Origin of the sequence: Streptococcus anginosus subsp. whileyi MAS624, assembly GCF_000478925.1 — a bacterium.
In the GTDB taxonomy this organism is placed as follows: Bacteria; Bacillota; Bacilli; order Lactobacillales; family Streptococcaceae; genus Streptococcus; species Streptococcus whileyi.
Window position 1 is genome coordinate 754,041 of the sequence record NZ_AP013072.1, and the last position, 14,515, is coordinate 768,555.

General features: G+C 36.4%; 12 protein-coding genes. 9 read left to right on the forward strand and 3 right to left on the reverse strand.

Features of this window, described 5'->3' with window-relative positions; genetic code table 11:
* Positions 1-26 precede the first annotated feature (26 nt).
* Complete coding sequence (lacD, locus tag ANG_RS03885) at positions 27-977, reverse strand: tagatose-bisphosphate aldolase (protein ID WP_003036090.1); 951 nt, start codon at positions 975-977, stop codon at positions 27-29.
* Positions 978-1,147: 170 nt separating this feature from the next.
* On the opposite strand from lacD, the gene ANG_RS03890 reads away from it, so the two are divergent.
* The gene (locus tag ANG_RS03890) at positions 1,148-1,894 is read left to right on the forward strand and encodes a DeoR/GlpR family DNA-binding transcription regulator (protein ID WP_003036175.1); all 747 of its coding nucleotides are present in this window, start codon (positions 1,148-1,150) and stop codon (positions 1,892-1,894) included.
* A gap of 135 nt (positions 1,895-2,029) precedes the next feature.
* Here ANG_RS03890 and lacB read toward each other — a convergent pair whose 3' ends face one another.
* Entirely contained in the window at positions 2,030-2,548 is a 519-nt protein-coding gene (gene lacB / locus ANG_RS03895; RefSeq protein WP_003035857.1) for a galactose-6-phosphate isomerase subunit LacB, read from the reverse strand.
* Between the two features lie 18 nt (positions 2,549-2,566).
* A complete protein-coding gene (lacA, locus tag ANG_RS03900; protein ID WP_003036173.1) occupies positions 2,567-2,998 on the reverse strand; it encodes a galactose-6-phosphate isomerase subunit LacA in 432 nt (143 codons plus the stop codon).
* A 164-nt stretch (positions 2,999-3,162) separates the two neighbouring features.
* On the opposite strand from lacA, the gene ANG_RS03905 reads away from it, so the two are divergent.
* The 8 genes from ANG_RS03905 to ANG_RS03940 all read left to right on the forward strand — a co-directional run bounded on the left by ANG_RS03905 (position 3,163) and on the right by ANG_RS03940 (position 14,494).
* Entirely contained in the window at positions 3,163-3,642 is a 480-nt protein-coding gene (locus ANG_RS03905) for a PTS sugar transporter subunit IIA (RefSeq protein ID WP_025271681.1), read from the forward strand.
* A 23-nt stretch (positions 3,643-3,665) separates the two neighbouring features.
* On the forward strand, positions 3,666-3,971 hold the full coding sequence (locus ANG_RS03910) for a PTS sugar transporter subunit IIB (RefSeq protein WP_003036155.1): 306 nt from the start codon (positions 3,666-3,668) through the stop codon (positions 3,969-3,971).
* A gap of 130 nt (positions 3,972-4,101) precedes the next feature.
* Entirely contained in the window at positions 4,102-5,577 is a 1,476-nt protein-coding gene (locus ANG_RS03915; RefSeq protein ID WP_003036213.1) for a PTS galactitol transporter subunit IIC, read from the forward strand.
* A 78-nt stretch (positions 5,578-5,655) separates the two neighbouring features.
* Positions 5,656-6,588, forward strand: coding sequence for a 1-phosphofructokinase family hexose kinase (locus ANG_RS03920; protein ID WP_003036149.1), 933 nt, complete (start codon positions 5,656-5,658; stop codon positions 6,586-6,588).
* A gap of 152 nt (positions 6,589-6,740) precedes the next feature.
* Positions 6,741-7,061 carry a hypothetical protein gene (locus ANG_RS11350; protein ID WP_003035963.1) on the forward strand — a complete coding sequence of 107 codons (321 nt, stop codon included), beginning with the start codon at positions 6,741-6,743 and terminating at the stop codon, positions 7,059-7,061.
* Positions 7,062-7,117: 56 nt separating this feature from the next.
* Positions 7,118-9,241, forward strand: a complete 2,124-nt coding sequence (locus ANG_RS11355; protein ID WP_231847308.1) for a sugar-binding domain-containing protein — start codon at positions 7,118-7,120, stop codon at positions 9,239-9,241.
* Positions 9,202-13,404: a family 20 glycosylhydrolase gene (locus tag ANG_RS11560; RefSeq protein ID WP_269446322.1), complete on the forward strand. Its 4,203-nt coding sequence runs from the start codon at positions 9,202-9,204 to the stop codon at positions 13,402-13,404. The genes ANG_RS11355 and ANG_RS11560 overlap by 40 nt, the downstream gene beginning before the upstream one ends.
* A gap of 256 nt (positions 13,405-13,660) precedes the next feature.
* The gene (locus tag ANG_RS03940; RefSeq protein ID WP_003035884.1) at positions 13,661-14,494 is read left to right on the forward strand and encodes a PRD domain-containing protein; all 834 of its coding nucleotides are present in this window, start codon (positions 13,661-13,663) and stop codon (positions 14,492-14,494) included.
* The last annotated feature ends 21 nt before the right edge of the window (positions 14,495-14,515 follow it).

Here is a 14,515-nt window from a genome sequence, read left to right on the forward strand (position 1 = left end):
TTATGTTTTTATAAGGAGATACAAAGTTATTTAAATACAATAGGCGTAGCAGTCTCTTGGAGAACTGCATCTAATTCAACAATATTTTGTTTACCTATTGTTTCAAGCCATTTAATTGTAGCAGCTTCGCCACCTTCTTGATAGGCTTTGGTAGCACCAGTCCAAGTTGCACGGCCACAAAGGACACCGTTGAAAGTTGAGCCAGATTCCTTAGCAAAGTGAAGTGTATCTTGAAACAGCTGTGCGGATACTCCAGCAGATAAGAAAATAAATGGAAGAGAAGTTGCATCACTTTGTTCTTTGTAGAAGGCAGCAGCTTCTTCTTTGGTGTAAAGAACTTCATTTTCTGCGAATCCTTCAACATATTTCATATTGACTGGAACTTCAACTTTGAGAACATCTACGCCAAATCGTTCTTGTGAGTAAAGCTTCATTGCTTCAATGACTTTGCGAGGTTTGAGTTTGGCATATTCCTTTTCATCTGTCACCTTGGCATCATAAGAAACCAACTCAAGGAAAAATGGCATGTCTTCTGCTTTACATTCAGAAGCAATCCGTTCGATAAAGGCTTCTTTGACGTCATTGACTGCTCTACCTTCGTCAATATCTATATAGAGTAAGACTTTCACAGCATCAGCACCGTTTGCTTTGAGACGTTGGACGGAGACATTTTCGACGAGGTCAGGATAGCGACCGGGAACAGTTTTGTCATAACCTGTTTTTTCATAGGCAACTAATAATCCAGCGTTTTTATCACGAGCTTCCGCCGCTTTCCAACCTAACTCTGGATCAAGAAGGATAGAAGAAGCGTATTTTGTTAAGTATTTCGAAACTAGCACTTTAAAGGTTTCCAATTGTTCAACTGGAGTATCTTCACCAAGCATACGACGCAAAGCCCCTCGTTGGTCAATAGCCAAAGCGCCGATAATTCCGTTTTTATCACATAAACGTTTTAATTTTTCTTGTTTTGTTGTCATCTTTAGACTCCTTTTGTTTTGTATAGTTTAATTATAGAACACAAACAAAACAAAGTCAAACAATATTTTACAAAAATCAAAAAAATATTGTTTTTAATTTTTCAAAATGAATAAATTGTTGTATAATATATTTGAGGAATAAAATTATATAAAACTAGAAAGGAGATAAAATGAAAGAAGGACGGCATAGAGTGATTCTCCAAGAATTGGATCAGCAAGGAGTGGTTTCTGTCAAGAAATTAAAAGAGTTACTAGATGTAACAGATATGACGATACGTCGTGATTTGATTGATTTGGAAAAGCAAGGCTTGTTGACTCGTGTTCATGGAGGAGCTCACAAAAAAGTAAAAAATGGCTTGAATGAAGCCTCCCATACTGAAAAAACGATGTTAAATATTGAAGAAAAACGAATAATTGCTCAAAAATGTGCCAATTTGATTTTTTCTGGTGATACAGTTTTTATCGGTTCGGGAACAACGACGGATTTTATCGGAGATTATTTGGCTGATAAAAGTGTGAGTATTGTGACAAATTCGCTTCCTATTTTTGAAAAATTAAAAGATAATCCCAATTGTGATATTATTCTGATTGGCGGTCGTTATCGGGTGAAGACACAAACGTTTGTCGGACAATTTGCTAATAAATTATTGAAAGAAATCAAAGTTTCTAAAGCATTTATTGGTGTCAATGGAATTGACGGTCATAATGTCACGACTGCCAATGAAGAAGAAGGAAATGGCAATGCCATTATCTTGAACAATGCGATTGAAAAGTATATTGTGGCAGATAATAGCAAATTTGACAGCTATTCTTTCTATTGTTTCTATCAGTTGGATGATTTGGATGCAGTAATCACAGATGATCATATCTCACCAAAGGTCAAGGAAAAGTATAAATCATATACAAATGTTTTATAGTTAATATTTGTATCACCTGTTCATATAGGAGCAGGTGATTTTTGTTTTGTATCTTTCGTGCGGTATTGATACATCTTATTAAAAAACAGGCCTCATCCATATTAGACTGAGCCTGTTTTTCTGAGTATTGAGTTTTTAGTCGTGGTATTCACCGCGAGCCCATTTAGCATTTTCTTCATCGAAAATATGGTCATTTTTAGCGATTTCAGGGCTAACTTCAATGCTATTATCGATTTTTTCAATCAATCGTTTGTTGGCTTCTGTTGGTTCGTACTCTGTTTCAAGAAAGACATCAACGATATTATGAATAAGATTTTGACCAAGAATACGTCCACCAAAAGCGATGATATTTGCATTGAGTTCTTTCTTTGCATAGCGTGCGGTTAGAACGTCACCAACAAGAGCTACACGAGTACCAGGAACTTTGTCAGCAGAAGCAGAGATACCGACTCCTGTACCACAAAGGGCAATTCCAAGATCAGCTTTTCCTGAAACAACATTTTCTGCAATCAGACGACCAAAGATTGGGTAATGAGTCCGGTGAAAGTCATAGGTTCCGACATCAATGACTTCATGACCGAGGTCTTTTAAATGTTCAGAAATTTTCATTTTTGTATCTGTTACGATATGGTCACAGCCAAGAGCGATTTTCATAATTTTTCCTCCTACCCTTTAACATAATTTATTAAGCATGTCAATGCGAACTTGGTGGCGTCCAGCATCATAGTCAGCTTTTAAATAAGCTTCTGCACAGGCATTTGCTAATTCTTCACCGATAATAGCTCCACCGAGAGTTATAATGCGTGTAGAATTGTGGCGAATGGTCATCATGGCAGAATGCTCATCTGAAACAGCAGCACAAATGATGCCACGGTGTTTATTCGCAACCATATAAGAACCAACTGCAAAACGATCAAACAAAATACCACGAGCAGTATCATCTTTTCGTAATTCTTCAACAAGAGCATCTGTCGAGTCGACAAAATCAGCAGCACCTTCTTGTTCGTTGAGATCTTTAATGTCATAACCAAGTTGGAGTAAATGAGTTTTTACTTTATTTTTTAACTCAAAACCATCACGGTCTGTACCTAGTATAACTTTCATTGTTATACCTCCTTTTTTTATTTCACAACAACATCATAACATCTCACGCAAATATTGTCAAACAAAAAATAACATAAAAAAACAAAACAAACTATTGACACTGTTTACATATAATGATATACTTTGATTATAAACAAAATAGAACAAAATAGAAGGAGGATATGATGGAACTTTATCAGTTGTTCGATAAAGATTTAGTCTTTTGTCTGCATGCTGACAGTCAAGAAGAGCTTTTCAATCAGGTTGCAAATCTCCTTGAGGAGAGGCACATTGTAACGTCTTCTTATAAAGACGCCTTGATTGAGCGAGAGAAGTTCTTTCCTACGGGGCTGGACATGGAATTTTTAGGGAAAGATTTGCCGAATGTAGCAATTCCGCATACGGATATTGTCCATAATTTAGCAGAAAAGGTGGTTGTAGTCCGCTTAGATCAGCCGGTGACTTTTCATAATATGATTGTTCCGTCAAATGAAGTACAAGTATCGCTTTTGTTCTTCATTATCAATAATTCTAATGCCAGTCAAACGAATATCTTGGCTCAATTGATGGATTTCTTTACTGCTGACGGCAACCTAGAGTCCTTATCCGAGCTGGATGAGGCAGATAAACTATTTCATTATATATCGGAAACAATAAATCATTAAAAATAAAAATGGAGGATGTTACAATGATTAAAATTTTAGCAGCTTGCGGAGCAGGAGTAAACTCAAGCCACCAAATCAAAAATGCTCTTGAAGAAGAACTTTCAAATCGTGGCTATGATGTCCAATGCGATGCGGTAATGGTCAAAGATGTGAATGAAGACTTGATAAAAGGTTATGATATTTTCACCCCAATAGCAGCCACGGATTTGGGATTTGAACCGGGGATTCCTGTTATTGAAGCAGGACCAATTTTATTCCGTATTCCAGCCATGAGTGCACCAGTATATGACAATATTGAAGCAGCTATTAAGGAATATGGACTTAGTTAAAGTAATTCATTAGAAAAAAACAAGAAAATGAAAAATTGAAATGCTAGATAAAAACAATTTTTATCTACTGAAATAGTTATTTCACTTTTTGTTCACTATCATTCAAAAAATAAAATCGGGAGGATTTTTTATGAATGTCATTATTGACTTAGCGAATCGCTTCTTTAAACCCATTTTGGATATGGGTGCACCAATTATCATGTTGATAGTCTTGACGGTGCTTGCTTTATGCTTTGGAGTGAAGTTTTCCAAAGCCTTGGAAGGTGGTATTAAACTTGCCATAGCTCTTACGGGTATTGGTGCCATTATCGGTATGTTAAATGGTGCTTTCTCGGCTTCACTTGCGAAATTCGTTGAAAATACAGGAATTCAACTCAATATTACAGACGTTGGTTGGGCACCATTGGCGACGATTACATGGGGTTCTGCTTGGACGCTTTACTTCTTACTCATTATGCTCATCGTCAATGTTGTGATGTTAATTACGAAAAAAACGGATACCTTAGATGTTGATATTTTTGATATTTGGCATTTATCAATTACAGGTCTATTGATTAAATGGTATGCGGATAATAATGGTGTTAGCCAAGGAGTGTCGCTCTTTGTAGCAACGCTTGCAGTCGTACTTGTCGGAGTAATGAAAATTATTAACTCTGACTTAATGAAACCAACATTTGATGACTTGCTCAATGCGCCTAGCTCATCACCAATGACCTCTACTCACATGAACTACATGATGAATCCAGTTATCATGGTTTTGGATAAGATTTTTGATAAATTCTTCCCTTGGTTGGATAAATATGACTTTGACGCTGCAAAATTGAATAAGAAAATTGGTTTCTGGGGCTCTAAATTCTTCATTGGATTTATCCTTGGGATTGTAATTGGGATTATGGGAACGCCGCATCCAGTATCTGGCGTTGCCGAAGCAGCAAAATGGTCACTTGTTATCAAAGGTTGGTTATCTCTTGGTTTGACAGCTGGTGTCTGCTTGGAATTGTTCTCACTTATTGGTTCTTGGTTCATCGCAGCAGTAGAACCTCTTTCACAAGGAATTACAAATGTTGCAACAAAACATCTTCAAGGACGTAAATTCAATATTGGACTTGACTGGCCATTTATCGCAGGTCGTGCAGAAATCTGGGCATGTGCCAATGTTTTAGCACCAATTATGCTAGTAGAAGCAGTCCTTCTTTCTAAAGTCGGAAATGGTATTTTGCCACTTGCTGGGATTATTGCAATGGGTGTTACTCCGGCACTTCTGGTTGTTACACGCGGTAAGCTTATCCGAATGATTGTATTTGGAACTCTATTGCTTCCGCTCTTCCTTCTTTCTGGAACCCTTATTGCGCCATTTGTTACGGACTTAGCGAAAGGCGTAGATGCATTTCCTAAAGGGGTAGCTAGCACACAATTGATTACCCACTCTACTCTTGAAGGCCCAATTGAAAAATTACTTGGTTGGACAATCGGAAATGCTACAACAGGCGATATCAAAGCTATCTTTGGTGTTATTGTCTTTCTAGTGTTCTATATTGGTATCTTTGCTTGGTATAGAAAACAAATGATTAAGCGAAATGAAGAATACGCTACAAATGCAAAATAGAATAATAAGATAACAATAAGCTAGACTATTCCTTTTGAAATAGTCTGGCTTTTGATTGAAAAAAAGAAAGGAAGAAACATGATTCATTTAGTTTGTCCAAATCCAGCTTTGGATCGGACAGTTTTACTTAGTCAGTTTAAAGAAGATGTGGTCAACCGACCAAGTCAAGTTCACGAGAATGCTGGTGGGAAAAGTTTTAATGTTGCTTATGTCCTGAATTGCGAGAAAGGCGAAGAGCAAGGAAATTTTTGTATTCATACGATGCTGGGTGGCAAAATGGGGGAATACATTGAGCAGTTAAATAAAGAAAACTCCATTCCGCTTGTTGTGACCAGAGTAGTGAAAAATACCCGTACTTGCACGATTACGATTGATACTGAAACTGGAAAGACTTATCTAGTTTATGAAAAAGGTTTTGATTTAGATGAAAAACTGCTGGATACATTTACAGCGAATCTTTTAAAATCTATCAAACCTGGTGACAATGTTGTCTTTTCAGGTTCTTTAATGAAAGGGATGCCAGATGATTATATTGCACAAATTGGTCGTCTTTTGCCAGAGGATGTGAATTTAGTAGTAGACACAAGCGGTGCCGCACTAAAAGCAGCTTTTTCAGTACAACCTGACATTGTAAAAATCAATGATGAAGAATTGACAGAATTAACAGGATGTCCAGTTGAAATTGCAGAAGAAGCAGCAAAACTTCTCAAAGAATATACTAAAATTCCCTATTTTATTGTGACAATGGGAGGAAAAGGAGTCGTAGCACGCCTGAAAGATGATGTTTTCCAACTGACGTTTCCAACAATTCATGTTAAAAATCCTATTGCGTCAGGCGACTTTTTCCTTGGAAGTCTCTGCCATGCTTTAGAAAGTAGGGGGAGAGTTGATAGAGAAGCTGTCATTTGTGCCTGTGCTTATGCAACAGCTAACTGCCTGCAATGGACTCCAAAAGTAGATAAGGAGGATGTAAAACATATTATACAAGAGATTCAATTGAGATCTTTATAACATTGATAATTTGCTTGTTTTATGGAATTTTCTAAATGATAGCATTCCATCTTTATAGAAATCTTAAATATAGGAGGATTCATTTAGAGTAGAGTAAGCAAAAGAGCATTTTGGTGTTACAACTGGTTAACAATTCAATGAAAGGAAAATATATGAAGAGAGGACAATGTTTAAAAAAGTGTCGGTGTAGCTCAATCCGAAAGCTCATACTGAGTTTTGGTTTCATCGTTTCTAGTATGTTTTTATATAGTGTATTTTCAGTAGATGGTGATAATTTGTTATCAAATAAAGTTGATGCTGCAACCTATACACAAGCAGCACTTTATAAACAGAAGGAAAAAAATACTGTGAATTCAACTGGGTTAAAAAACGGAGAGGATAAGACAGAACCAACTAAAAAGTTGTTGACAAATCAATCTGAAAAAAACAGTCAAAAAATTTCACTACCTCTCCAGAACAATGGTACAAAGTAAATCGTTACCTTAAAACTGATAAAACGGTTAATTTTGATTCTGCGTGGAAATTTGCGATGGGGGAACTTCCAGGAGCATCAGAAAGGAATTATGATGATTCTAGTTGGAAGACTTTAAATTTACCGCATGATTTTAGTTTAAAACAAGACTACACCCAAAGTGGTGAAGCAGAGAGTGGTTATAAATTAGGCGGAATTGGCTGGTATCGTAAAACGTTTTCTGTGAATGCAACAATCGCAAAAGGACGTGTCTACCTTAAGTTTGATGGCTCTTATATGGAAACGGAAGTTTTCGTAAATGGCCATTCATTAGGAGTTCATCCAAATGGTTATACATCATTTACCTTTGATGTAACAAAATATTTAAAAGTTGGGGAAGAGAATACCATAGCTATTAAAGTGACGAATAAAATACCAAGTTCGCGCTGGTATTCTGGTAGTGGTATTTATCGTTCGCTTCAATTAGTATTTACACCTGCAGTCCATTTGGCGGACAATGGAATTGTGATGAAAACGCCAGATTTATCACAGACAGCTCAGTCAGGAACTGGAAGTCAAGTGCATGTTACTGCTAAGGTTTACAATCAATCAGGGAATGCTTCGCAGATTCGTGTAAAATCAATATTGTACGAGCGGAAAGAAGACGGTAGTTTGGGTCAAAAAGCTGCTGAATCAGAATTATCACAACCAGTTGATGTCAAATCAGGTGAGAAAGTACCTGTCAATCAACAGTTTTCAATCGTCAAGCCGAAGTTATGGTCGTCTGACAATCCTACTTTATATGTGTTGAGAACAGAACTGTACCAAAATGGCCAAAAGATTCAGACTGTCGATCAAGAAACTGGTTTTAGATATACATCTTTTAATAGTGAGACGGGCTTTTCACTCAATGGACAAACGATGAAATTGAAAGGTGTCAGTATGCACCATGACCAAGGTGCTTTAGGTTCAGCTGCTTATTACAATGCTATTGAAAGACAAGTCAGCATTCTAAAACGTATGGGTGTGAATGCTATTCGTGTTACTCATAACCCAGCTTCTCGTGCCCTGAAAGACATTGCGAATCGCATGGGAATGTTACTGATTGATGAGGCTTTTGATGGCTGGCGAGACTATAAAAATGGTAACACTTATGATTATACACGTTTTTTTGATAAAAAAATCGGAAACTCAGTAGAAGGGTTATCAAATGTAGAGTCACCTGATCAGACATGGGCAGAGTACCATATTAAACAAATGGTTCGGAGCGGGATTAATGATCCATCCATTATTATGTGGTCAACAGGAAATGAAGTAACAGAAGGAACTTCAAAAGCTTCTGCAGGCACTTATCCTCAACTGATAGCACAATTAATTAATTGGATTGACCAAGTAGATGGAACTCGTCCGGCTACTTTAGGTGACAACTATTTAAAGAATCGTGATACTACTTCTGTTGGAATGGCAAACGCCTTGACTAACAATAAACTTCAAGGTGTTGTTGGTTATAACTATGCAAATGGAAGTCAATATGATGAGGGACATAAGTTGAACCCAAATTGGTTCATCTATGGATCTGAAACAGCTTCTTCTATTAACAGTCGTGGTGTTTATAATGTTAAGAATCAAGAACAACGATTAGATAAGCAATTAAGTTCTTACGATCAAAGCAAAGTTGGCTGGGGACATCTTGCGAGCGAAGCTTGGTATGATGTGATTAAGCGCGATTTTGTAGCAGGTGAATTTGTATGGACGGGATTTGATTATCTTGGTGAGCCTACTCCATGGAATGGAATTGGATCTGGTTCTGTAGGGACATGGCCTGCTCCAAAGAGTTCTTATTTCGGAATTGTTGATACAGCTGGTTTCCCTAAAGATAGCTACTATTTCTACCAAAGCCAATGGAATCAAAAAGTTAAAACGCTTCATGTTTTGCCAGGGACTTGGAATGAGTCTCTCATTAAAAAAGAGGGTGGCAAAGTAGAAGTTGCGGTTTATTCCAATGCAGCCAAAGTAAAATTAGTTCATGTTAGCGATAAAGGTGTTGAAACTGATCTAGGTACAAAGGCATTTACAAAAGTTACTACCAAAGCAGGACATAGTTATCAAATCTATAAAGGAAATGATAAGCAAGCAGCAGAGCATAAAAATTTATATTTGACTTGGAAGGTACCATACAAAAAGGTTATCTTAAAGCTATAGCTTATGACGAAAATGGTAAAGTCATTAACAAGACAGAAGGTCGAAAAGAAGTGAAGATGGCTGGGAAAGCGACTAAATTAGCAGCCAAACTAGAAAGTAAAGTCGATTCTAAAGTAACCGATCACTCACTTGCCTATGTAGGAGTTGATGTGCAAGATGCGAAAGGCAATTTGGTAACTGATGCTAACAATAAGGTTGAATTTTCGGTTTCAGGGCCAGCTAAGTTGGTAGGTATTGACAATGGAAATGCCGTTGACCATCAATCTTATCAAGATACAAATCGCAAAGCTTTTTCAGGGAAAGTTCTAGCCATTGTGAAGATGACTGGTAAGTCTGGGACAGTAACCGTTACAGCTAAGTCTAAAGGTTTGACAACAAGTACTGTTACATTTAAAGTGCAAGCAGGTAAAAAAGAAGTTGTAGATATTGATCAATATAAACTAGCTAAAACAATTTATTTGAAAAAAGGAGCAACGCCTCAGTTACCAAAAACAATCACTGTTAAAAATAGTGAAAATGTCGAATCAAAAGAATCATTAACTTTTGACAAAGAGCAATTAGCAAAAGGCTTGGCTTCAGGAAAAGATTTCACATTGCTTGGAAAGATTGGAAATACGGGTATAACAGTAGAAATTTTGATTTCTATTGTTGGAGATGTAGCTGCTATGAAAAATATCAGTACAGCTGTAGAAAAAGGCAGAGTACCAGACCTTCCAAAATATGTGCAAGCTTATGTGAAAAGTGGTAATCTATTGTCTGCACAATTTCCTGTTACATGGAAGATACCGACCAGTAGTATTTTTGATAAAGTTGGTACCGTAACGATAAAAGGAGTTGCAGATGTACTAGGAGATAAATTCCCGGTAACAATAACTGTTCGAGTTGCAGAGAAAGGTGTTCAGCTCGGAACGAATGTTGCGCCGTTGACGACAGACTTATCTGCTACTACAACATCGGATACTTTGTCGGCAGTTAATGATGGCAAACGCCAGATGGTACCGAACACAACTTCTGGACCAAACTCTACGAGATGGTCAAATTACGACGAGGCACAAAAAGGCAATCCAAACGCAACGTTGACCTTTAATTATGCTACCGCCCAAAATATTAAATTGGTGAATATTGTTTATAACAAAGATAATTGGTCGTTGCGCATTCCAGAAAAAGGAAAAGAACTTGAAGCAGCTAACTTTACTTGGAGTCGTTTAAAAGGTGGAAAACCAGAGAATATTAAAGCCAAAGTTGTTGGTAGAAAAGAGTTGGATGGTAACAATGTATTAGTCACTTATGAACTAGAAAAAGCTGTACCGGCAGTTGAGTTTAAAATCAATGTGAAGAGTACGAATATTGATTTGGGAAATAGAAAATCGTCTCTTGGTATTTCAGAAATTGAATTGATGACAGCGATTGAAACTTTTGATTTGTATAATGAAGCTAAATTAAGTGAAATTCGAGTTGGTGATAAAGTTATTATTAAAGGGAAACAATTAACAAAGGACATTGTCACGCAAGCTTCAGGAAAAATTACGGCTTCTAATCCTTCTAAAAACGTAGCTGTTACAGTTGTGCAGACGAAGGAAGATGAAACCAAAATCTTTACAGAGTCAGAAGATAAATCGCAGCATGAAACCTATACACTACGTTTGCTTCCAGAAAATCCGAAAGCAAGTGCTAAAGATAAATATGTTCCGAGAAAAGATATTACATTGTCAGCAGGATCTGTTCAGCCGGGTGCAGAGAATGCGGTTGAAAATGCGAATGACTTTAATGTGGATAGCATGTGGCATTCTGATTGGGCAGGCACTTCTGCAAGAAATCTTTGGGCAACTTTTGATACTGGAAAAATAAGAACAATCAATGGTTTAGCTTATCTTGAGCGGATGGATAAAATCCAAAATGGTAAGATTATTGATTATGAAATTTATGCTAGCAAAAATAATAAAGATTGGTTTAAAGTCGCAAAAGGTCGCTTTGCAGATGTTGAAAAATGGCAGGAAGCCTCATTTGCTCCTGTAAAAGCCCGCTATCTCAAATTGGTCGGTGTAAAAACTCTGAGTGATAATTCTAAGAAGTTCATATCGGCTAGTGAACTGCGAGTTCGAGAAACGACTCAAAAAGCTTCTGATGAAATACTATTGACAGATAAAAATGTGACCTTAAAAGAAGATAAAATAGCTTATACAGGACAAGCCCTTACGCCAAAACCAGTTGTGAAAGTGGGAAATGAAGTATTAACTGAGGGTCAAGATTATAAGTTGACTTATGAAAATAATATCGGTAAAGCAGATAAAGATACTGTGGCCACAGTTACAGTAACGGGTATGGGCAAGTATACAGGTACTGTCAAGAAAACCTTTATCATTTCTGCCAATCCAAATCAAAAAGAGCCTGAAAATCCAGAACAAAAATTGGCATTAATGAAAGCTATTTCATTAGATGCAGGGCGCAAATACTTCTCTGCTGCTCAAATCAAAGAAATTATTGATGAAGCAAGCAAGAGAGGTTATACACATCTGCATCTTCTGTTAGGAAATGATGCTTTGAGATTCTTGTTAAATGACATGACTCTGAAAGTGAATGGAAAAACGTATAGCAGTGATGAAGTAAAAGCAGCAATTGTACATGGAACGGACGCTTATTATAAAGATCCACATGGCAATCATTTGACACAAGCTGAGATGAATGACATTCTTCAATATGCGAAAACAAAGAATATTGCTCTGATTCCAGCGATTAATAGTCCGGGGCATATGGATGCTATTCTAGATGCAATGGAGCAACTCGGTATTAAAGATGCTCGATTTAGTTACAATGGTAAAAAATCAAAACGAACGATTGATTTGAATAATTCGGATGCGGTTCGTTTTACAAAAGCACTCATTAAGAAATACGCTGAATATTTCTCAAATAAGGTCGAAATCTTTAATATTGGTCTTGATGAATATGCCAATGATGTCAGCAAGGAAAGCAGCTTTGGTCTTTTGCAACGAACGGGAAATTATCCTAAATTTATCAATTATGTAAATGAATTAGCAAAAATTGTTAAAGATCTGCATTTGAAACCAATGGCATTTAATGATGGGTTCTACTATAATAACGATAGGAGTTCAGGTACTTTTGATTCCGACATTATTATTTCTTATTGGACAGCTGGTTGGAACGGATATACTGTAGCTTCCTCCAAGTATCTATCAGAAAAAGGACATAAAATTCTAAATACGAATGATGCGTGGTACTATGTTTTAGGACGTGAAACGAAACATAGTGGCTGGTATAATCTTGAACAAGGCTTAAATGGAATGGATAAAACACCGTTAGATTCTGTACCAAAATCTGAAGGTGCAAAAATTCCAATTTTAGGTAGTATGATTGCTGCTTGGGCAGATGAGCCACGTCGAGCGTTTAATAAAGAGAATTTCATTCGTTGGATAGATCGCTTTGTAGAACGCAATCCTTCTTACTTCCGAGCCAACTATAAACAGGTAGATTCTGAGTTAAGTAAAGTTCCTAAAAACTTAGAAGATTATACTTCTGAAAGTGTTGCGAAATTAAAGCAAGTGATGGATTCTATCAATCGAGATTTAAGTCGTGCAGATCAAGCAAAAGTTGATGCTTATGCAAACGCACTAAAGACAGCACGTGAAGGTTTAGTTGCCATTGAGCGAAAAGATTATACGTTAAAAATAATGGAAAATGGAGTACTTGCGAAATCTCAAGTCTTTAAACAATTAAAATTGACAGATTTTAAGAAAAAAATAGATGATGAAATTGCACAACGCAAAGCAGCTGGTTGGATTTTAGAATCACAAGAGAACGAGGGAAATACCTATATCTTAAAATTTAAAAAGGACAAAGCGACCCCAGATCCAAAAGATAAAGATAAAGAGGGTAAGAGTCCTGACGGGTCAACATCTGAAAAACCGGCTCCTGGTGATAGTTCTCATCCGAAGAATCCAAATGTGCAAGATGGATCCACACCTCCATCTACCAATTCTTATTCGGCAGAAACTAATCAGCCTTCTAACGATGCGGAGGAAACAAGAGGAAATTCATTACCTAAAGCAAATACGATAAATTCAAATCTTACATTCGTTGGTTTTGCAATCTTAGCTTCAGTTGCTGTTTTGAGATTTTTTGTCAAGAAAAATCGAAAGAAAAAATAACGATATTCTAAAGAGTTTGAATACCATAAAAAGTTTAGTAGCAGTTTACTTCATAAAAAATGTTTTAAAAACAACACGTAAGGGTTTACAAAACAACTTATTTATGTTATAATAAATATACAATTAAATAGGGTGAGCGTTACTAAGCTTCATTAGGCGTAACCACAGATAAATGTGAAAAATTTATTCTAATTTTCCATTTGTTTGTGGTTACTTTTTATTTTATGAAAACTCAGTATACAGTAAGGAGGATAATATGTACCGAATCGTACATCCTATGAATAATAATGTTGCTTTAGCTAAAAATGAACATCATGAAGAAGTGATGCTGATTGGTAGCGGCATAGCATTTAATAAAAGGAAAGGGGATGTTGTTCTTGAAAGTAAGATCGAGAAAATCTTTCATTTGAGAACTGAGGAATCAAAAGAGAATTTTGTTGCGCTTCTAAAAGACGTTCCTTTGGACTTTATCACAATTACTTATGATATCATTGAAAGTCTGTCTAAAAAGTACAATTATCCAGTACAAGAGTATATCTACATCACATTAGCAGATCATATTTATTGTGCCTATCAAGCTGTTATACAGGGAAACTATAAAGAAAGTGATTTACCAGATGCGTCTGATAAGTATCCGATTCCCTATCAGATTTCTAAAGAAGCGGTTGATATATATCGAGAACGAATATTGGATAGTTTTCCGGATGATGAAATTAGTCGGATTGCCTTTCATTTTATCAATGCAGAAGGAACGACAAGCACAGTTGGACAACAGCATCTAGATCAGCGTAAAGAATTATTAATTTTGGTTGAAGCAGAATTGAGACGAAATGAAATTAGAAGAACAAAAGAGAATAGTAACTTTTATGATCGTTTCATGATTCATCTGAATTATTTCTTGGATTCTTTGGATAGAAGTCGGGATGATAATCGATCTTTGAGGGAAATGGAAACTCAAATCAGACTTACCTATCCTAAGGCATATAAAATTGCGATAGGGATTTATGATATTATCTCTCGTGAGACAGGAGTTGATTTGTATCAAAGTGAGCGTGTATATTTAGTTTTACATATTCAAAGATTGCTATAACATAAATCTATTAAACATAGG

Coding starts and splice junctions, on each gene's coding strand:
- ANG_RS11350 (WP_003035963.1), top strand. CDS start 6,741: ATGAAGAGAGGACAATGTTTAAAAAAGTGTCGGTGTAGCTCAATCCGA.
- lacD (WP_003036090.1), bottom strand. CDS start 977: ATGACAACAAAACAAGAAAAATTAAAACGTTTATGTGATAAAAACGGA.
- ANG_RS03915 (WP_003036213.1), top strand. CDS start 4,102: ATGAATGTCATTATTGACTTAGCGAATCGCTTCTTTAAACCCATTTTG.
- lacA (WP_003036173.1), bottom strand. CDS start 2,998: ATGAAAGTTATACTAGGTACAGACCGTGATGGTTTTGAGTTAAAAAAT.
- ANG_RS03940 (WP_003035884.1), top strand. CDS start 13,661: ATGTACCGAATCGTACATCCTATGAATAATAATGTTGCTTTAGCTAAA.
- lacB (WP_003035857.1), bottom strand. CDS start 2,548: ATGAAAATCGCTCTTGGCTGTGACCATATCGTAACAGATACAAAAATG.
- ANG_RS03910 (WP_003036155.1), top strand. CDS start 3,666: ATGATTAAAATTTTAGCAGCTTGCGGAGCAGGAGTAAACTCAAGCCAC.
- ANG_RS03905 (WP_025271681.1), top strand. CDS start 3,163: ATGGAACTTTATCAGTTGTTCGATAAAGATTTAGTCTTTTGTCTGCAT.
- ANG_RS11355 (WP_231847308.1), top strand. CDS start 7,118: ATGGGGGAACTTCCAGGAGCATCAGAAAGGAATTATGATGATTCTAGT.
- ANG_RS03890 (WP_003036175.1), top strand. CDS start 1,148: ATGAAAGAAGGACGGCATAGAGTGATTCTCCAAGAATTGGATCAGCAA.
- ANG_RS03920 (WP_003036149.1), top strand. CDS start 5,656: ATGATTCATTTAGTTTGTCCAAATCCAGCTTTGGATCGGACAGTTTTA.